Source organism: Rhodococcus sp. UFZ-B548, from assembly GCF_903819475.1.
GTDB classification, from domain to species: Bacteria; Actinomycetota; Actinomycetes; order Mycobacteriales; family Mycobacteriaceae; genus Rhodococcus_F; species Rhodococcus_F erythropolis.
The window spans coordinates 63,069-81,472 of record NZ_CAIJDS010000030.1; the positions used below are offsets into that span (position 1 = coordinate 63,069).

The following is an 18,404-nucleotide window of genomic DNA, read 5'->3' on the forward strand; positions in this document are numbered from 1 at the left end:
CTCCGATTTGCGCGCCCGCGGCCGTCAGAACAAGGTGAGAGCTGCTCCCGCACCCACCAGTTCCCGAGGCGCCTCACGCGGTTCACTGCCAGCCGCACTGACGTCTCGATGCTCCGAACGACCACCCAACCCATGACGCTCGACCAATGGCTCGACACGGCTTGCGAGCCAACGCTTGTATTCGGGAGTGACATACGCACCCCGCCCGTACAGCTCGCGGTAGCGACGGATGAGTGCCGGATGTTCCTGAGCAAGCCAATTCATGAACCAACCCCGAGTACTCCCCCGCAGGTGCATCGGGAAGACCGTCACACTCGTCGCACCGGCTTCGGACAGTGCCTCGAACAGACCGTCGAGGTGACTGGTGGAATCGGTGAGGAACGGAATGACCGGCGCCACCATGACATTGCACGAGAATCCCGCGTCGGTGATGGCCCGGATCATCTCGAGACGCGCCCGCGGTGACGGGGTACCAGGCTCGATCTGCTTCTGAAGTGCAGCGTCGTTGATCGCCAACGACACTCCGATTCCGACGTCGACCTGCGCCGCCGCCATTTTCAACAGCGGCAGGTCCCGTCGGAGCAGAGTTCCCTTCGTCAAGATCGAGAAGGGAGTTCCCGATTCGGTCAACGCGCGAATAATGCCGGGCATCAAGCGGTATCGGCCCTCCGCTCGCTGATAAGGATCAGTGTTGGTACCCAGTGCCACTGCCTCCCGTTTCCAGGACTTTCGCGCCAATTCCTTGCGGAGCACCGCGGCAATGTTCGTCTTCACGACCACTTGGGAATCGAAATCCGCGCCGGCGTCGAGGTCGAGGTACTCGTGACTCGGTCTCGCGAAGCAATATCGGCATGCGTGCGAGCAACCACGAAAAGCGTTGACGGTGAAGCTGAACGGCAACGTCGACTCTTCGGGCATCTTGTTGAGCGCGCTCTTGCAGAGCACCTCGTGAAACGTGATTCCCTCGAACTCGGGAGTCTGCACGGAGCGAACCAACCCGGCTCGTTCGAGTCCGGGTAGCGCTCCGTCATCTGCATCCAATGCCTGACCCGACCACCTCATGGCCCCAAGTCGAACACTTGTTCTAAGGTATGTCAAGATGGAGCGAATACCCGACCGTGCCTCACCACGGCCGGGAAGTTGTTGGCAGAATTCGGGCCATGTCGAACACAAGCACGCCGAACAGAATCAATATTTCGTCCGGTTCCGAATGGGAACCCAAGATCGGTTACTCCCGTGCCGTGCGCATCGGTAACCAGGTCGCAGTCTCTGGTACTACCGCTCCTGGTGAGACCCTCACAGATCAGACCCGCGCAGCGCTCGAAACAATCAAGGCAGCACTTGCCGAGGCCGGCGCCTCGCTCGACGACGTCATCCGCACTCGCATGTACCTGCGCGACATGACGCAGTGGGAGCAGGCTGCTCTGGCGCACGGTGAAGTGTTCGGCGAGATTCGTCCCGCCACGACCATCCTCGAGGTCAGCTCGCTGATCGACCCCGCTCTGCTCATCGAGATCGAGGCCGACGCGGTTCTCAGCTGATCGCCAATCCGGACAATTGTGAAAATGGACGCCTAGTCTGAGCCGATGAATCCGATGCGGCTGTATCCGTTGACGCTCGCGCTCGGCATCACCGCCGCTTTCCTCTCGCCCGGTTCTGCACTCGCAGATCCGGGCGAGAGTCTTTCGACGGCTTGCGGTAGCCCTCTGAGCAATGCCGAGGTGGGCCGGATTGTCGAACTCAGCGACGTCACGACGCTGACCGGTGCCGGACTGCCTCGGCTCGAGACCGCTGTCGAACGTCATCGTGAGATCACGTCGATCCTCGTCTCACACCACGATTGGCGAGGCTTGTTCTCCATCGGCCTCGACGCTGTCGAACACGAGGCGGTGATGCCGCTGCAGCGAGACCCTGCGGCCTTCGCCGATGACGAGTGGGCCCATTCCGTCAGCTTCGAATTGCTGCGCAGGTACCTGGTGAACGTCCATGCGGAGTTCACCGGTACTCCCACCGATCCGGCGTGGACCAACTACTTCGCCCTGACACGTCAGTGCGATGCCAGTCCAGCACGGGTTGCCATGGCCGGCTACAACGCGCATCTCACCGTCGACCTCGCTCACGCCGTCGCCACGTCCGGAACCACTGCGCAGGATGTCACGGATTTCTACAAGATCGTCGATTCCATTGCCGTCAAGGGTGGTTCGATCGTGACCCTCACCAAGGCCGAGTACGACGCCGATCTGGGGCCGCTCTGGCGGTTCTACTTCGTCGGCGAAGGACTCGACCGATTGGCCGGAAACTCGCAGCCCTCGGAACTGCTGCTCCGCGCCGCCGACAGCGGATACAACACCATCACACTGGCCAACGGATTCGCCCTCCAGAATCCGCAGACACGTCCCGGCGCAGAACAGGAGATCGACGCACTCTGGCGTACTACGGATTCCGCTCTCGACGTACTCTCGCGACTCGGCGGTCTCTGACATCTCACCCTCCGCTGCCTGAAACGGACACACCTGCGACAATGACCCCATGACGGGGCACTCGGCGGGGCAAGGCATCCAGAGTCCCGCCATGCGCCGGGTGCGAGACCTGTTGCGCGGGCCCGCAATTGTCTGCGACGGCCAGGCAACCATCCGCGAGGCCGCGAAGTTGATGACCGATGCGGGCCGCCGTGCTGTTGTGATCCCGACGGAGACAAGCGGTTTCGGAATCTTCACCGAAGGTGACCTACGCGCTCGCGTGGTAGTCGGTGGTATCGACAGCAATCAGCCGGTATCAACAGTGATGACGCCGTCAGCAGTGACAGTCGATCCGGATCGATTGGGCGCCGACGCCGTGACCGACATGCTCGAGTACGGATTGCGCCATCTCCCGGTCGTGACCGAGGCAGGCGCACTGATGGGTGTGCTCGAACTCAGCGACCTCCTGACTTCGGCCACCAATCAGGGTTTCGAACTGCGCGCAGCGCTCGCCACAGCACAGGACGACGCCCACCTCGTCGAAACAGCCCGCGCGGTCCCTGTTCTGGTGACGGAATTGGTGGCCTCACGGGTCTCACCGCTCGACATCGGCGCGACGCTGGCCGTGCTGATCGACGTGACGGTCAGGCGAGCCATCGAATTGGTGGTGGGCGGAGACGAGCGACCGGATTTCGCGTGGCTGTCGCTCGGCAGCGTCGCCAGGCGTGAAGCGCTCCCCTCTTCGGATATCGACAGTGCGCTGGTGTGGGGCGGCGAATCTCATCACGAGGGAGCCGACGCCGCGAAGACCATCCACGACATCCTCGATCTCTGCGGGTTCCCTCGCGACACCAAGAACGCCGTCGCGACCCAGGCCAGGTTTGCTCGGACGCTCCCACAATGGCGCACTGCGCTGCGGAAATGGGTATCCAATCCGTACCAGGACCAAGCCCTGGTCATGTTGTCGATGCTGGCGGATGCCCGCGTCGTCGCAGGCGATCCGGCGTTGGATCCTCGCCCTGCGGCGTTGGATCAACTGCGACTGCACCCGGCCGTCATGCGACTGCTCCTTCGCGAAGCGGTCGGAGACAAGGCAAAGCTCCATTCGTTCAAGGACGTGATGACGCGTCGGACCGGAACCGTCGACCTCAAAGCCAGCGCCGTCCAACCGATCGTGAACATCGCTCGATGGGCGGGGATTTCCGTGGGCGCCCGCACGAGTTCGACACTCGAACGTCTCAAGGCTGCAGCGGGAAGCGGTTTCCTACTCGACAACGACGCCCAGGTACTGATCGAATCTTTCGAGGTGTTGCAGCAGATTCGTGTCCGCCACCAGACCGATCAGTTCGCGGCAGGTCGGCCACCGACCGACGAAGTCGTGATCTCCGAACTCACTCCGCTCTCGCGGAGCTTGCTGAGCAATGCAGTGCGCGAGGTCGCAGGTGTGCAACGACGACTCGAATATGCCGCGTCCGCGTCGGCGCTACCCGACATCGACCCGTGAATCGCACTGCGCTCGAACAGGTTCTGGCGGCGGAGCGCCTCGAAGGCTGGGATCCGAGTAACGAGCAGATCGCGGAACTCGAGGCCGTCATGATCGGGATACTCTCTCGGCGTGAGTATTTCGAGCAGGAATTGGCGCGAGCCGTCGGCCTGTCGTCACCAATTCCCCCGCGGATCCGCTGGCGAAGATCAGCGCCGTACGTCTATCGCGGTACATCGGTGCTCGAGAACAATTTCGACGTGCGAGATCCCGCCGCACTGCAATCACTCGAGTTCGCGGCGACCGCGCTTCGTCTGGGTGAGGCGCATCTCGGCGGCAACCTCGTACCGCACACGCGAGACACAGCCGAACTTCTCCTACTTCACCAGCACGTTTTCCAAGATCTGTACCAGTGGGCCGGACACATCAGAACCGTCGACATCAGGAAAGGTGCGGCAATGTTTGCTCCGGTCTCGGCGATTCGGAACTACCTGTCCGAGGTGGAAGAGATCATCGCCGCCGTCGATTGGGTAGCGCTCGATCACGGCGCTGCGTCGTTCGCGCTCGCATCGGTGTACTCGACGCTCAATCATGCCCACCCGTTTCGGGAAGGAAACGGGCGAACCGGAACACTCTTCCTGCACCGACTCGCCGCCGACACCCGATATCAGCTCGACTTGTCGCGGGTGAGCAGAACCGAGTGGGTATCCGCGTCGAGGGATTCTGCGCCTTTCCGGCCCACCGAGACCCCGTCGCCTCGCCCGTTCATCGATCTGTTCAATCGCGCTCTGACTCGCTGACGCAAACATCTGCTGCCCGTTCCAGGCGGACTGAACACCGTTACTGCTGAGTGAGCACCGCTTCCGACACTCTGGAAGCGGTGCTCACTCGAAGACCACTGTGCTCACTCGACCATCAACCGGGCAGCGCGAACTCTCCCGCGTCGGACCAGCGCTGACGCTCGGCTCCGAATGCGACGGACTGCATCGCGCGGAACTCCTCGATCGAGCGCGAGTTCGACGCGAGAAACTCCTGATGCTCGGCCAGCGAGAAGCTGCCGTCCTCGATCTCGACTCCCCCGCCGCGGCCGGCCGCAGTGTCCGCGCGCAGATCCATCAGCTCTTCCGGCTCGACGGGGTACCAGGAGATCCGGTCGAAGAATCGCAGCAACCAGGGGGTGCCCTCCTCGAACGGGCCCGACTTCGCGGGGTGGCGGTGATTCCACACCTGCGTCGTACGTCCAACGAACTGGTACCCACCTGGGCCTTCCATGCCGTAGATGCAGAGGTAAGCCCCACCGATCCCGACGGCGTTTTCGGGGGTCCAGGTGCGGGCGGGGTTGTACTTGGTCGTGACAAGGCGATGACGTGGGTCGAGCGGCGTCGCGACCGGAGCTCCGAGGTAGACGTCGCCGAGCCCGAGCACCATGTATTCGGCGCCGAAAACGGTGTCGAACACGTCGTTCACGGATTCGAGACCGTTCATCCGGCGGATGAACTCGATGTTCCACGGGCACCACGGCGCGTCCGCGCGCACTCCGTGCATGTACCGCTGGATCGCTTCGCGCGTAGCCGGGTCGTCCCACGACAGTGGCATCCGCACAGTGCGACTGGGCACAACGAGTTCGTTGGCCGCAGGCAAGGTGTCCTCCGCCTCGGCGAGCATTCCCATCAGTTTGCCGACGGGCAGCACGTCTGGGTCGACGCGGACCTGCAGGCTGCGGATTCCCGGGGTGAGATCGAGTAGTCCAGCCGGCTTCTCGGCTTCGAGTCGCTGATGCAGTGCATGTGCACGCGCACGTAGCGACAGGTCGAGATTCATGTCGCCGTATTCGACCAACACGTTGTCATCGCCTGAGCGCCGGTACGTGACCGCGGTGTCGCCGTCACGGCGGGCTATGACGCCGTCGTCGCCGTCACCACCGGAAGAATGAACAACCGAATTGGACGCTCGACGCGATACTCCGAGGTCACGGCGGGAGGCTGCCCGTTCGGCGCGGACCGGCACGAAGCGAATCTTGTTCCCGGGAGCCAACTGTCCGAGCTTCCAGCGATCAGCAGACACCACCGTGATCGGGCAGACGAAGCCGCCGAGGCTCGGTCCGTCGGGCCCGAGGAGGATGGGCGTGTCGCCGGTGAAGTCGAGTGCACCGATCGAATACGCGTTGTCGTGGATGTTCGAAGGGTGAAGTCCCGCTTCGCCGCCGGCGGTTCTGGCCCAGTCAGGTTTCGGACCGATCAACCGGACTCCGGTGCGGTCGGAGTTGAAGTGGACCTCGTACTCGGTCGCGTACAGCGTGTCGATGTCGGAGCGGGTGAAGAACTCCGGCGCCCCGTGCGGGCCCTCGGTCACCGCAAGTTCCCAGCACGTGTGTATCGCCGGAACATGCTCGGCGGGAACACCTCCCGCTGCGCCGGTCGCCTGTCCGAGTTTGAGAACGTCCCCCGCCCGCAAAGTCCTACCTTCGTGTCCACCGAACCGGCCCAGGGTAAAGGTCGACGCACTGCCGAGATAGTCGTCGGTCTCGATTCCGCCCTGGACGAGTACGTAGATGCGCAGTCCTGGGCCGCTGAGCGTCCCGACGTCGAGCACCGCTCCAGCGGGGACGAAAACGGGACGCCACTGACCGTGGGCGATGCCGTCGACGGTCACAGACACCGGAGCGCCCGTGACGCACACCGTGGTGTCCTCGTCGAACGTCATCGCAGGTCCGGCCATCGCGCATTCGATGCCGGGTGCGCCTTCGGGATTTCCGAGTGCGGTGTTTCCCAACCGAAACGACAGGTCGTCCATCGGGCCCGACGGTGGGACACCGATCTGCCAGTACCCGACGCGCCCTGGATAGTCCTGAACCGTCGTCAACATTCCGGGACGCACGATGGTCAGTTTTGCGTTCATTCGTCTGCCTCCGGCCGTGTGACGATCATGCGGACGGCCGTCGGATCGAAGCCGTTGCACGGGTTGTTGATCTGCGGGCAGTTGGACACGAGGACGAGCGCGTCGCGTTCGGCACGCAACGCGAGCCGCTTGCCTGGCGCAGACAGTCCGTCGACGATTCCGAGTGTGCCGTCGGGGTCGACCGGGACGTTCATGAAGAAGTTGATGTTGGACACCAGGTCCCGCTTGCCGAGCCCCCATTTTGCGCCCTCGACGAGGAAGTTCTCTACGCACGCGTGCTGATGCTTGGTGTGGTGGCCGTATCGCAGGGTGTTCGATTCCTGTGAGCACGCTCCGCCGACGGTGTCGTGGTTTCCGACCTCGTCCGCGACCAGGGTCATGAGTGGAGTTCCGTCGTCACTTCGGAGCACGGATCCTGTGGTCAGAAACAGATTCTGCTGCGCTGTGACCGTCGCTGCTGCCGAGTACCGAACGCTGTGATCGTCACCGGCAAAGACGAGTGTGTCGACGGCTTGATTTCCGTGCAGATCGACGATTGTCAGGACGTCGCCGGCGCGGACAACTGCGGACCACGGCCCGAACGCGTCAGCAATCTCGTCGAGGATCACCGTTCCGGGAACGAGGGCGGGGACATCCAAGGTGGTGGTCATGCGATCTCCTCCAGGTTCGAAGCCGTCCAGGCGTCTTCGGTATTGAGCACTGCGCGTTGGTATTCCGGCCCGAGATCGTCAAGGCTGCCGAGTTCGTCGGCCGCGTTCCACGCGAGCACTTCGAGGGACGTGGTGGGAAACTCCAGCGCCGGATCGAGTGGGTGCGCGGTGTTGGCGATCATCACGATGACCGGCAGGTGGATCAGAAGGTCGACCGTCGCGCCGGCGCCGGCGGAACCCGTACTGGTCAGAGCGCCGTCGGCCTCGACGCGGACACCATGGAAGAAGGACAACGGTGGCGCTATGTCCTGCGGCCCGAGTCCGTTCTTCGCGGCAGCGACGGTGAACAGTTCACGACCGGCGGGTGAGGCACTGTGCAGCGAACCCCGCCCGTACTTCGCCTCGTTGGTAGCGCGTGACGTCGTTCCGCAGAACGCGTCGTGGTGACCCGACGTGTCGGCGACCACCGTCGCGAGTACTCGCCCCTGATCGGAGAGCAACGGGTGCCCGACACCGAGATAGGCCTGCCATGGCACCTTGACGGTATCGGCGACGTTGAGACGCTCCCAGGGGGCGTCGGCGCGGTAGAGCACGATGTTTGCACAGGCGCTGCCGACGATGTCGCGAAGTCGCAATCGGGTTCCACGGGCGAGAACCTTGGTCGTGTATCGCCCACCTGGCACTGTTTCAGCCCAGGTCAGACGTTCGGGAGCGACGTCGTCGGGCGGGTTCGGCCAGCGGGTGGCCGGCAACACCGGCATGGAGTCTGTGATTGTTCCGGCCTGGGACCGGGCATGCTCGCGCGCTCCGGCGGTGGTCTGAGTACTCATGGTCAGGCTCCGATCGTGACGGGATTCGGGGTGGCGCGGCCACGTGGGAAGCAAGCGACTCCCAGCCCCACGACCAGCGCTACCGTGATGGGCGCGGCCCACTGCAGAATGGGGTACTCCCCGGTGGGGTTGAAGATCTCGGCTCGTGGCCATGACAGGTTGATCACCATCAGCGCGCCGTACACAACCGCGGCGATGTTGACCGGAACTCCCCAGATGCCCAGGGAGAAAAGCTTTTTGCCTTCGGCGTCGAACTTGGGGCCGACTGCCGTGCGAGGCCATCCCTTGAGACGCTGAACTAGCAGCGGCACGGTCACCATGAGGTAGGCCAAGTAGATCAAGATGATGCATACGCTGGACAGGGTTGCGAAAATTGCCGAGTTGCCCACGTTGACGGCCAGGACGGCAATGCAGACCAGACCGATGAGGACGGACGGCGCGATAGGTGTTCCAGTGCGGGGGTTGACCTTTGCCAGTACCTGCGAGGCAGGAAGCCGCCCGTCGCGGGCCATGGAGAACATCAGCCGTGAAGCAGCAGTCTGAATGGCCAAGGTGCACACGAACACTGCGATCGAGACGTCGATCAACAAGACCGTGCCCCACGGCGAACTCAGAATAGAGGTCAGTACGTACGGCAAACCTTCCGTGGCCAGGCGTCCGTCGGTCAGTGAGGGCGCTGCCATCAACGCGCCGAGGATCATCAAGCCGCCGCCGAGTGCGGAAGCGGAGAGTGCAAGGCGGATCGTACGAGGTGCGACGCGTCGGGGGTTGCGGGTCTCCTCGGCCAGTTCGCCTGCCGAACCGAAGCCGACCATGACGTAGGCAGCCATCAGTCCGGACATGATCCACGCCCAGGCGTATCCGGGCTGACCGCCGGCACTGCCGGTGTCGAAGACGACGTCCGGTCCGCGCTGAGCGTGGGTGAAGAACATCCCGATCACCGCGATGACACCGACGATTTCGCAGGTCACGCCGATGTTGTTGATACGCGACATCCAGTTGACGCCGATGCAGTTGATGAAGGTGGTCAGAACCAGAAGTACCGAACCGAGCAGCACGGCATTGGCAGCACCGCTCGAGGAGGTGAGTGCACTGTCCTCACCGATGATCTGGAACCCGCTCCACACATTGGGGAGCACGACCTGCAAGGCGATCGCGGCGGCGGACGCGGTGACGATCTGAGCGAGAATCATGAACCAACCGGCGAACCAGCCGACGATTTCGCCACCCATCCGCCGCGACCACTGGTAGATGGCGCCCGAAATCGGATATCTGGCAGCAAGTTCCGCGAAGTTGAGAGCAACCATGAACTGACCGATGAAGACGACGGGCCAGGTCCAGAAGAACGCCGGACCCGCGAAACCGAAACCGAGGCCGAACAATTGGAAGATCGTGGTCAGGATGGAAACGAAGGAGAAGCCCGCGGCGAACGACGCGAACTTTCCCAGCGATCGATGCAGCTGCTGCTCGTAGCCGAACTCCGCGAGGTCACCGTCGTCGTGAGGCGAAGAGGCGAGTGCGGATGCGGTGGTGGGCTGCGCAGCCGGGGTGGTTGCACTCAACGGCGTACTCCTTCGGCGAAGCGATTCAGAGGCGAATAACTGTCGATTGATAGTTTTCGCGAAATCCACTCGCCGCAGGTGACGCCCGCGTATACGATTCGCCTGATTCTGTAACAGGCTCGTTGAGTACGTTTCGAGCACGTGACCGAATGCTCACAGCGACGGCCACCCCGCATGTAAGGCCAGAGCCTGCCACTATGGAAGGCGTGACCAACGCCGGCCCCGGACGACCCCGCCTGACCGCTCGCCGACGCCCGGGTGGGACTGCCCGGGCGGAGATCTTGGATGCAGCCGCTGAACTGTTCACCACCCGAGGCTTCGCCGCGACGTCGACACGCCACATCGCCGAAGCAGTCGGAATGCGTCAGGCGTCGCTGTACAACCATTTCGCCACCAAGGACGACATCCTGGTTGCACTGCTCGCCGACACCGTGACTCCGGCGCTGGACTTCGCGGAGAATCTCAGGCCACTCGGCACCTCACCCGAGGTGAAGCTGTACGCGCTTTCGTACATCGACGCGGCCCAACTGATCACCGGACGGTGGAACCTCGGCGTCCTCTATCTCTTGCCGGAACTGAGAAGCGACAGGTTCATGTCGTTCCGAGCCGATCGCGATCGGCTTCGCGAGCAATACCGGGCCCTCGCCCAGGCAGTGCTCGACGCGATTGACGATCCAGCATCAACTCACCTGGCCGAGCTTCCGTTTCGCCTGGTGGAAAGCGTGATCAGCGCGCGAGCCGACGCACTCGAAGGCACCCCGATCCCCGACGCCGCCGTCATCGCCGGGTCGGCACTGCACATTCTGGGGTGGCGCCAGGATCTTGATCCCATCCACACGGAAGCGGCAGAGCTCATTGCGAACGCAGAAACGCCGAAATTGTCCGGGGCTGCATCAGCTCCGGACAATTTCGACGCAATGAGGACCTAAACGGCCACGAGACTAGACCGAGAGGGACTGTCCCGGGAAGATCAGGTTGATGTTCGGGACCTGGCTGGCGAGGTTCTCGAGCGAGATGCCGTGTGCAGCAGCGATCTTCGACAGGGTGTCGCCTGCCTTGACCACGTAGTTGCCGCTTCCGGTGCTTGCTGCCGGAGCCGACTCGACGGAAGCCTCAGCGGTGACGGGGGCTGCTGCGGCCTCGTAGTTGCCTGCGGTGGCGCCGGTGGTCAGGTACTGACCGCAGACGGGCCACGCGCCGACGCCCTGGCCTGCAAGAACGTTCTCGGCGACACGGATCTGCTCAGACTGGCTGGCGTTGGCAGCGTTGCCCGATCCACCGAATGCGTTCCAGGTGCTCTGCGTGAACTGCAGTCCGCCGTAGAAGCCGTTTCCGGTGTTGGCGGCCCAGTTACCGGAGGACTCGCAGTTTGCGACTCCGGACCAGTCGTGGCCGGCTGCCGAAGCAGTGCCGGTGCTCATGGCGAGCGGGATTGCGACGACTGCGCCTGCGGTTGCAACTGCGCCGAGGGCGCGCTTGAAGGTGATGCTGGTCATTGGGTAAATCCTCTCCGCTACCGCGGACGAGGTCGGCCCGGACGCTTTCACGTCTCGTCGATCGACTCGTCTGTTTCACTCCTGCCCCGCGAAGGTTTCGGGAGTACCGGACCCGCGGGGCAGAAGCACGCAGTTGCGGGTCGGTGTTTGCCCGGTAGTTTCGGGCTGTCAACGACCGTAGGCGATGGTCACGGATTGGTCACGGGGCAGTTTTCCGGCACTGCCGTACCAGATTCAGTCGAGATTCAAGAAATAACCACAGGTCAACTAGTTGATTCGAGCTTCAACCATACCGATCGTTATCCGTCCGTTATGTGGCAACCGTCACTGCGATTTTGTGACCCACCGCACCGAAACAGGCCGTGTCGGAACGCGAAACAGCCCCATTCAGATGTTAAGAGAGTCCTGGCAACGAGCAAAAACCAACCGCCCCAATCATTATGGAGAATGAACTGGTGATCGTCGCAGTAGAAGGACCCAGCGCCGCCGGCAAGACCACCTGGTGCCGAACCCAACTCGGTGGACAAACGGCAGCGGAAGGATTCGTCGCCGAGTATCAGCCCACGGGGCGCGAGCCGGACGGCACGGATCTCGACGTCCAGGCAAGTTACTGGGCAACGGTCAATTCGAAGCGATGGTCGCAAGCGGAAGAACTCGAATCGAGAACCGGGATCGCGCTCTGCGACAGCGACCCGCTGAAACTGCACTACAGCTGGTGTCTCGCCGCGGTGGGCGCCGCACCTCGGGAGCGATTCGAGTACGAGCTCGAGGCAGTCGAGACGGCTTTTGCGCGCCTCGAACTGGGTCTCGCGGATCTGACCGTCATCTCGATACCGTCACCGAAGCAACTTCGACTGCAGCGCGAAGGAGACCCCAGCCGCCGACGACGGCATTTCGAGCTTCACGCGGCGCTCGCCGAGCCGCTCACCCACTGGTACTCGGCGGTGGACAGGGTGGATCCAGGTCGCGTTCTGTGGGGCTTCCCGACACTGCTCGATCTTTCGCGCTGTCCCCCACCTCGATCGGATCGCAGCGATCCGGGCCTCCTGCGCGCGATGATCAACGAGTTGCCGCCACTCCCCAGGTAGCAAGCGGCTGCTCGATCTCAGCGCGCTCGTTCGACCCTGGCCTCGTCCCACACCGGAGACTCGCTCTCGTACACGTTCCCGTCCGATCCGAAGACGAGGAACCTGTCGAACCCGCGCGCGAACCAACGATCGTGGGTTACCGAGATGACGGTGCCGGCAAACTGAGCGATGCCCTGTTCGAGCGCGTCAGCCGAATGAAGGTCGAGGTTGTCGGTCGGCTCGTCGAGCAGCAACATCGTGGCGCCGGAAAGCTCGAGGAGCAGAATCTGCAGGCGCGCCTGCTGTCCGCCGGACAGGTCGTCGTACTTCTGTTCGGCTGCTTGGGACAATCCGTAACGGTCGAGCGCGCGGCTCGCCGCTTCACGCCCCATTCCGTTTCGGTGTTCGTCGCCCATGTGCAGGATCTCGAGCAGCGTGTTCCCGGTCAGATCAGGCCTGGAATGGGTCTGCGCAAACAATCCGGGACGTACCCGGGCACCCAGCGTCGCAGTACCCCCGTGCTCGACCGGCGCGATGTCGAGCGCCTCGACGGGCAGATGCTCAGTCCCCGGATCGGTCCCACCACCCGCCAAGAGACGAAGGAAATGTGACTTCCCGGATCCATTGGAGCCCAGCACGGCAACCCGATCTCCGTACCAGATCTCGGTGTCGAAAGGCTTCATCAATCCGGTCAGCTCGAGATCCTGACATACCAACGCGCGCTTGGCGGTTCGCCCGCCCGCCAGCCGAACTGTCACCTTCTGCTGAAGTGGAATCGCTTCGGGTGGCCCTGCCTCCTCGAACTTCGCCAACCTGGTTTGCGAGGCGTGATACCGCGCAGCGACGCCGTCGTTGAACTTGGCCTTTTCACGCAATCGCAGAACCAGAGCACGCAGTTTCGCGTGCTCCTCGTCCCAGCGTCGACGCAGTTCTTCGAATCGAGCGTTGCGATCCTCGCGGGCCTGGTGGTAGCTGGCCAGCCCAGCGCCGTGGGTCCACGACGTTGCGCCGCTGATTCCGGGCTCGAGCGTCACGATGTGGGTGGCCGCGTTGGCGATCAGTTCGCGGTCGTGGCTGACGAACAAAACCACTTTCGACGATTCCGAGATCGTCTTTTCCAGCCATCGCTTGCCCGGAACATCGAGGTAGTTGTCCGGCTCGTCCAGCAGGAGTGCGTCGTCGGGCCCAGCGAACAGTGCTTCGAGAACCAACCGTTTCTGCTCGCCACCGCTGAGCGAGTTGGCCGCGCGCCACTTCGCACGGTCATAAGGAACACCGAGAGCCGCGGTAGTGACCTTGTCCCAGAAGTCTTCGGTCTCGTAGCCGCCCGCATCGGCCCAATCGGCCAGCGCGTGCGAATACTTCATTTGAGTTGATTCCTCGTCGCGCTCGATCATCGCGTTTTCTGCCGTATCGAGCGCCAGTGCTGCATCCCGGATCCGCGCCGGAGAGACGGACAACAGAAGATCGCGCACGGTGGACTCGTCGCGAACCTGGCCGACGAATTGCCGCATCACGCCCAGTGTTCCGGATCGAGTGACAGCTCCCTCGTCAGCGACGGCGTCTCCGGCGACAATGCGAAGCAATGTCGTCTTACCAGTCCCGTTGGGCCCGATCAGTGCAGTTTTTGCACCGTTTCCGACCCGAAAGCTGACACCGCTGAGCAGTTGTCGACCATCAGGAAGGAAGTAGTCGACGTCGGCGATGTTGAGGTGGGTCACGCTCTCAAGGGAACCCTACCCACGGCGATCTGCCAAACCATTATTCCTGCCTTCGGTGTCGAGTTCACGACCGTCATGGGATCGTCCGACCGCATCGAGCGCGGCCAGATATCCGAAAACCATTGCGGGACCGATAGTTGCACCTGGACCGGCATAGGTATGACCCATGACCGGCGAGCTGGTATTACCTGCTGCGTAGAGCCCGTCGATGACCGAACCGTCGGCGCGCAACGCTCGCGCGCGAGCGTCCGTGTTGATGCCGCCTTTGGTCCCCAGGTCTCCGGGCACCATCTTCGCGGCATAGAACGGCCCCTTCGTGAGTTCTCCGAGGCTGGGGTTGGGCTTGTTGGTGCAGTCGCCGTAGTAGTGGTCGTATCTGCTTGTCCCACGGCCGAAGTCGCGATCGACTCCGTCGCGCGCGTGACTGTTGAATCGTGTGATGGTGGCGGACAGCGCATCGCCCGGCACTCCGATCTCGGCAGCGAGTTCGGCAATCGATCCAGCTCGCACGATCGCACCCGATTCGATCCACGACCGAGGTATCGGCCTGCGCGCCGGCACTCCCGCGAACAGATAACGGTCACGGTACGTCTGATCGAAGATCAGCCAAGCGGGGATGTTTTCAGCGGGCCCTTCACCTCTGCCGTACTTTCCGCCGAACATGGCGTGCGCGGCTTCGACGTAGGGAAGCGACTCGTTCATGAAGCGCTGACCGCTGGCGTTGACCATCAGGCTTCGAGGCAACGAGCGTTCCGCCAAGGCGAACCACGGGCCTTTGGGTAGCGGAATCGACGGGGCCCACCACGCGTCGTCCATGTACGAAATTGCCGCGTCGACGCGTAGAGCTGCACGGATACCGTCTCCGGTATTGGTCGGTGCCCCGAGAGTCCACTGCGCACTACTCGGCCGGCGCTGATACTCGCCTCGCATGTCGTCGTTGTTGTCGAACCCGCCGCACGCGAGGATGACACCGCATCGAGCGTGCATGGTTCTCTGCACTCCCCCGGACTCGAGTCGCGCACCCACGACACGATCATTGTCGGTAACCAAATCCACAAGCCTCGTCCCGAGCTCGACCGTCACTCCGGCGTCCCGAACTCCGAGCATCAGTTCCGCCATGAGCGCCGGCCCGAGCCCGATCAGCTTCTTCTTCCGAGCTTTTGCGACCAGGGATCTCATTCCCACCCGAAGCATTCGCACCGGCCCCCGCCAATGCCGAACCCCCGTGCTCAGCCAACGGTAATCAGATTGTTGGACAACCATGTTGAGCGGCACCTTCATGTACGGCGGATGAAGGGTCGCGAGATCGTCGCCCAGAGCTCGCGCGTCGAACGGGCGCGGCTCGCACGAGCGGCCGCTTGCAAGTCCGCCGGGTGCCTCGGGAAAGTAGTCGGAGTAACCCTTCACCCATTCGAGCTCGAGTGCAGAGTGCCGAATCAGGAAATCGAGGGCTTCCGGGCCTCGATCGATATACGTGTCGATGCGGTCGGTGTCTGCATCCTCTCCGACAATGCTCTTCAGATATGTTCGCGCAGAGTCGATATCATCCGCCGGCGCCTCGTGGCGAAGTATCGAGTTTCCCGGAATCCACACTCCGCCCCCGGACCGGGACGACGAACCGCCCCAGTACTCCGACTTCTCCACGAGAATTGTCGAGAGTCCGTTGCGGGCTGCAGTGATGGCTGCGGACATGCCGGCAGCCCCCGATCCCACAACGATCACATCCACCACTGGCACATCCACTACCGAGCGCTCGGAGTTTCGAGAGTTCTCGTTCATCACTGATCACGACCTTTCATGTCATCGTCATCCTGCGTGCGCCACCGGGATCCCTGAACCGCGTCGAGTGCCCCCTCGACGCACACGGGAAGTGATGCCCCACGCTTCTGGGGGTTACGTATCCATTGCCGATAGCCGAACTCCGCCGCCGCCAACATCAAGTGAACGAGTAGTCCTGGTCGGCTGTCATTTTCAGGATCGAGTTGCATTCGTTGTGCCACCAACTCCACCAACCGATCACGATGCTCGGGCGCGATCAGCGCGACTCGATCCATCAGGTGCGGCGCGGTGCGGAACGCTGCTCGCCACTGATCGATCTCCGCGGACTCGAAAGCATTGGAACGCTCGAGGATTGCCCGCGAGATCGCAAGATCAGCCGACTCAGCTGCCGGGCGATCCTCGAGCAGTGTCACGATCCCGGCACCGCCCTGCCTGACCGGGTCCAACAGCAGATCCTCTTTGTTACGAACGTGCCGGAAGTACGTACTCGCCGACACCCCCGCTGCTGCCGCAATCTGCTCGGTGGTCACATCCTCGAAACCGTCACGCGCGAACAGATCGAATGCCGCACGTTGAATGTCTGCTCGCACCTGCAACCGTTGTCTCTCCCGTAGTGACATCAGCAACGTCCTCCCGCCTCGGCCGAGATCCGGCCATTCTCGATAGTGCGAGTCTCACCTATTGTGACAGTCACTGTCAATATTCAATTCTCTGTCAGATATCAGCAGACCCCGGCATTTCGTTGACAGGGCATTCGATGCCACGACAAGCTTCGAAGATGAAACGATGGTTCGCGGCGGGCTTCGGAACGGCGATCGTCTCGCGATCACTTCTGCGCAAAGCACTCATCTTCAAGTTCCGACGCGACGTCCGTGCACTCAACTCCGGCAACTACCGGCCGCTGTTGAATTCCTATCACCACCACGCGGTGCTCAGATTCGCCGAGGGTGATCATCGGTGGGCAGGAGTGCATGCCGGACGGGACCAAATCGAGACGTTTCTCCAGGAATTTGTCGACGCGGGGCTTCAAGGCGCGGTCACCGAAGCGTATTTCGGTGGTCCGCTCTGGCGCATGACACTGCTCGTCCGATTCGACGACCGAGCCCTAGGCCCGGACGGCGCCGTCATCTATCAAAATCGAACAGTGCTTCTCGTTCGAACCAAGTGGGGAAGAATCGTCGAGCAGGAGGACTACTACGAGGACACCGCCAGAATCGGTGACTTCGACAGACGGCTCCGCGAAATCGAAGCCGGACGGGCCTGTGGCACAGTCGCGGAATGACGGACGTCAGGATTGACCGCCACCGGAAACTATCAGCATTCCTGTCTTCCCAGAACGATGTCGAACTGGCCCGACTGGTCGACACCGCTCGAGTCTCGAGCGTAGGCGTGGGCGGCGCCGCAGGACTCGTCGGTGTCTGCGAAAACGGGTTCGACAGCGTTCAGGTATTCACCAAACACATCCCACTGACCGAACAGGAACTCGCCGACGTGGGCTCTACTTCCAACCATTTCGACTTGCCGACGTTCTGCCAGTACGGCATTGGGGGCCCGAGCTTCAACGCCTGGCGAGAGCTGGCCGCGAACGTCATGGTCACCGAGGCCGTTCTGGCCGGCGAAACACAGTCGTTCCCAATGCTTTACCACTGGCGGGTGCTGCCCGGTCGATCGCCGGTTGCACCCGAACACGCCGACATCGCTTCCGTTCCCACCGCCTGCGCCAGTAGTGAAGCGCGGGTCCGCCTCGAAGCACTCGCCACTGCGCCGTGCAGCCTCGTACTGTTCTGCGAGTACGTCGCACACCCGATCTCGGATTGGCTGCATGACAACCCGGCCGCCAAAGCTGCCGAAGTCGAGCGACAGTTTTCGGAGATCGTGGCGTTCTTACGCGATCGACAGTTGCTGCACATGGACGGACATTTCGGCAACATGCGCACCGATATGGAGCGGATCTATCTCACCGACTTCGGACTGGCCACATCCCCACACTTCGACCTGTCGACTACCGAACATGACTTCGTCCGGCGCCATGCCACCCATGACGCCGACTACGCCGCCATGCTTCTGGTCAACTGGCTGGTCACCGAGGTCTGCGGAGTGCCGAGACCGAAATACGGCGGACCAGTCGCCCGCAACCAGTACGTACGACGATGCGCCACAGGTCATGTCCCAGGTGATGAGGCGCCGGAGGTGGCCGCGATCTTGATCCGGCACGCGCCCGCCGCTGCGAGAATGAACGACTTCTACTGGCGATTGTTCGACGGCGACTTCGACGCGCCCTACCCTCATGCCGCGGCAGTTCCGACTTCCGGTCGAGGACAGGGTTTTCCCTGAACTGCCGTCTCCACATCTCAGGGTCCATGTCATCCTCCGGACCGATGTGCTGGTCAGCGCCGTAAGGCACAGTTCTCCTCATGATTGAACTGAGGGGATTGACCAAGGTTTACGGACCGACGAAA

Annotated in this window: 17 protein-coding genes; 8 read left to right on the forward strand and 9 right to left on the reverse strand. The window is 62.6% G+C overall.

Annotated features, from left to right (window positions below; genetic code table 11):
* Positions 1–24 precede the first annotated feature (24 nt).
* The gene (locus tag H7C86_RS23145; protein ID WP_003944842.1) at positions 25–1,062 is read right to left on the reverse strand and encodes an Rv2578c family radical SAM protein; all 1,038 of its coding nucleotides are present in this window, start codon (positions 1,060–1,062) and stop codon (positions 25–27) included.
* A gap of 98 nt (positions 1,063–1,160) precedes the next feature.
* Between H7C86_RS23145 and H7C86_RS23150 the strand changes: the two genes are divergently transcribed.
* Genes H7C86_RS23150 through H7C86_RS23165 form a run of 4 tightly spaced genes read left to right on the forward strand, consistent with a single transcriptional unit; the run spans position 1,161 to position 4,742 of the window.
* On the forward strand, positions 1,161–1,541 hold the full coding sequence (locus tag H7C86_RS23150) for a RidA family protein (protein ID WP_020907668.1): 381 nt from the start codon (positions 1,161–1,163) through the stop codon (positions 1,539–1,541).
* Between the two features lie 54 nt (positions 1,542–1,595).
* Positions 1,596–2,480, forward strand: coding sequence for a DUF5995 family protein (locus H7C86_RS23155; protein ID WP_182262310.1), 885 nt, complete (start codon positions 1,596–1,598; stop codon positions 2,478–2,480).
* 49 nt (positions 2,481–2,529) lie between these two features.
* The gene (locus tag H7C86_RS23160; RefSeq protein WP_259349281.1) at positions 2,530–3,963 is read left to right on the forward strand and encodes a putative nucleotidyltransferase substrate binding domain-containing protein; all 1,434 of its coding nucleotides are present in this window, start codon (positions 2,530–2,532) and stop codon (positions 3,961–3,963) included.
* Positions 3,960–4,742 carry a Fic family protein gene (locus tag H7C86_RS23165; RefSeq protein ID WP_182262304.1) on the forward strand — a complete coding sequence of 261 codons (783 nt, stop codon included), beginning with the start codon at positions 3,960–3,962 and terminating at the stop codon, positions 4,740–4,742. The genes H7C86_RS23160 and H7C86_RS23165 overlap by 4 nt, the downstream gene beginning before the upstream one ends.
* Before the next feature lie 115 nt (positions 4,743–4,857).
* Here H7C86_RS23165 and H7C86_RS23170 read toward each other — a convergent pair whose 3' ends face one another.
* From H7C86_RS23170 to H7C86_RS23185, 4 genes are read right to left on the reverse strand one after another with little or no spacing between them, the layout of a single operon-like run.
* Entirely contained in the window at positions 4,858–6,840 is a 1,983-nt protein-coding gene (locus H7C86_RS23170; protein ID WP_182262305.1) for a 5-oxoprolinase/urea amidolyase family protein, read from the reverse strand.
* Entirely contained in the window at positions 6,837–7,490 is a 654-nt protein-coding gene (locus H7C86_RS23175) for an urea amidolyase associated protein UAAP2 (protein ID WP_021332947.1), read from the reverse strand. Before H7C86_RS23175 ends, H7C86_RS23170 begins: the two co-directional genes overlap by 4 nt.
* Positions 7,487–8,320 carry an urea amidolyase associated protein UAAP1 gene (locus H7C86_RS23180; RefSeq protein WP_092764048.1) on the reverse strand — a complete coding sequence of 278 codons (834 nt, stop codon included), beginning with the start codon at positions 8,318–8,320 and terminating at the stop codon, positions 7,487–7,489. Before H7C86_RS23180 ends, H7C86_RS23175 begins: the two co-directional genes overlap by 4 nt.
* A 2-nt stretch (positions 8,321–8,322) precedes the next feature.
* Positions 8,323–9,882: an amino acid permease gene (locus tag H7C86_RS23185; RefSeq protein ID WP_042951823.1), complete on the reverse strand. Its 1,560-nt coding sequence runs from the start codon at positions 9,880–9,882 to the stop codon at positions 8,323–8,325.
* A 197-nt stretch (positions 9,883–10,079) separates the two neighbouring features.
* Between H7C86_RS23185 and H7C86_RS23190 the strand changes: the two genes are divergently transcribed.
* Entirely contained in the window at positions 10,080–10,811 is a 732-nt protein-coding gene (locus tag H7C86_RS23190; RefSeq protein WP_182262306.1) for a TetR/AcrR family transcriptional regulator, read from the forward strand.
* 12 nt (positions 10,812–10,823) lie between these two features.
* Here the strand turns inward: H7C86_RS23190 and H7C86_RS23195 are convergent, their stop codons facing one another.
* Entirely contained in the window at positions 10,824–11,378 is a 555-nt protein-coding gene (locus tag H7C86_RS23195) for a LysM peptidoglycan-binding domain-containing protein (RefSeq protein WP_259349282.1), read from the reverse strand.
* 440 nt (positions 11,379–11,818) lie between these two features.
* Between H7C86_RS23195 and H7C86_RS23200 the strand changes: the two genes are divergently transcribed.
* Positions 11,819–12,466 carry a hypothetical protein gene (locus tag H7C86_RS23200; RefSeq protein WP_182262307.1) on the forward strand — a complete coding sequence of 216 codons (648 nt, stop codon included), beginning with the start codon at positions 11,819–11,821 and terminating at the stop codon, positions 12,464–12,466.
* Positions 12,467–12,483: 17 nt separating this feature from the next.
* Here the strand turns inward: H7C86_RS23200 and H7C86_RS23205 are convergent, their stop codons facing one another.
* Genes H7C86_RS23205 through H7C86_RS23215 form a run of 3 tightly spaced genes read right to left on the reverse strand, consistent with a single transcriptional unit; the run spans position 12,484 to position 16,565 of the window.
* Positions 12,484–14,166, reverse strand: coding sequence for an ATP-binding cassette domain-containing protein (locus H7C86_RS23205; protein ID WP_113683596.1), 1,683 nt, complete (start codon positions 14,164–14,166; stop codon positions 12,484–12,486).
* A 15-nt stretch (positions 14,167–14,181) separates the two neighbouring features.
* A complete protein-coding gene (gene kstD, locus H7C86_RS23210; protein WP_182262308.1) occupies positions 14,182–15,945 on the reverse strand; it encodes a 3-oxosteroid 1-dehydrogenase in 1,764 nt (587 codons plus the stop codon).
* Entirely contained in the window at positions 15,945–16,565 is a 621-nt protein-coding gene (locus H7C86_RS23215) for a TetR/AcrR family transcriptional regulator (protein ID WP_232253453.1), read from the reverse strand. Before H7C86_RS23215 ends, kstD begins: the two co-directional genes overlap by 1 nt.
* Before the next feature lie 158 nt (positions 16,566–16,723).
* Between H7C86_RS23215 and H7C86_RS37355 the strand changes: the two genes are divergently transcribed.
* Both H7C86_RS37355 and H7C86_RS23225 read left to right on the forward strand, forming a co-directional pair.
* Positions 16,724–17,227 (forward strand): hypothetical protein, encoded by a 504-nt coding sequence (locus H7C86_RS37355; RefSeq protein ID WP_223257837.1) that lies wholly within the window; start codon positions 16,724–16,726, stop codon positions 17,225–17,227.
* Positions 17,224–18,279, forward strand: a complete 1,056-nt coding sequence (locus tag H7C86_RS23225) for a serine/threonine protein phosphatase (RefSeq protein ID WP_182262309.1) — start codon at positions 17,224–17,226, stop codon at positions 18,277–18,279. Before H7C86_RS37355 ends, H7C86_RS23225 begins: the two co-directional genes overlap by 4 nt.
* Positions 18,280–18,404 lie beyond the last annotated feature (125 nt).

Coding starts and splice junctions, on each gene's coding strand:
- H7C86_RS23225 (WP_182262309.1), top strand. CDS start 17,224: ATGACGGACGTCAGGATTGACCGCCACCGGAAACTATCAGCATTCCTG.
- H7C86_RS23150 (WP_020907668.1), top strand. CDS start 1,161: ATGTCGAACACAAGCACGCCGAACAGAATCAATATTTCGTCCGGTTCC.
- H7C86_RS23180 (WP_092764048.1), bottom strand. CDS start 8,320: ATGAGTACTCAGACCACCGCCGGAGCGCGCGAGCATGCCCGGTCCCAG.
- H7C86_RS37355 (WP_223257837.1), top strand. CDS start 16,724: ATGAAACGATGGTTCGCGGCGGGCTTCGGAACGGCGATCGTCTCGCGA.
- H7C86_RS23145 (WP_003944842.1), bottom strand. CDS start 1,062: ATGAGGTGGTCGGGTCAGGCATTGGATGCAGATGACGGAGCGCTACCC.
- H7C86_RS23155 (WP_182262310.1), top strand. CDS start 1,596: ATGCGGCTGTATCCGTTGACGCTCGCGCTCGGCATCACCGCCGCTTTC.
- kstD (WP_182262308.1), bottom strand. CDS start 15,945: ATGAACGAGAACTCTCGAAACTCCGAGCGCTCGGTAGTGGATGTGCCA.
- H7C86_RS23175 (WP_021332947.1), bottom strand. CDS start 7,490: ATGACCACCACCTTGGATGTCCCCGCCCTCGTTCCCGGAACGGTGATC.
- H7C86_RS23195 (WP_259349282.1), bottom strand. CDS start 11,378: ATGACCAGCATCACCTTCAAGCGCGCCCTCGGCGCAGTTGCAACCGCA.
- H7C86_RS23160 (WP_259349281.1), top strand. CDS start 2,530: ATGACGGGGCACTCGGCGGGGCAAGGCATCCAGAGTCCCGCCATGCGC.
- H7C86_RS23215 (WP_232253453.1), bottom strand. CDS start 16,565: ATGTCACTACGGGAGAGACAACGGTTGCAGGTGCGAGCAGACATTCAA.
- H7C86_RS23170 (WP_182262305.1), bottom strand. CDS start 6,840: ATGAACGCAAAACTGACCATCGTGCGTCCCGGAATGTTGACGACGGTT.
- H7C86_RS23200 (WP_182262307.1), top strand. CDS start 11,819: ATGGAGAATGAACTGGTGATCGTCGCAGTAGAAGGACCCAGCGCCGCC.
- H7C86_RS23190 (WP_182262306.1), top strand. CDS start 10,080: ATGGAAGGCGTGACCAACGCCGGCCCCGGACGACCCCGCCTGACCGCT.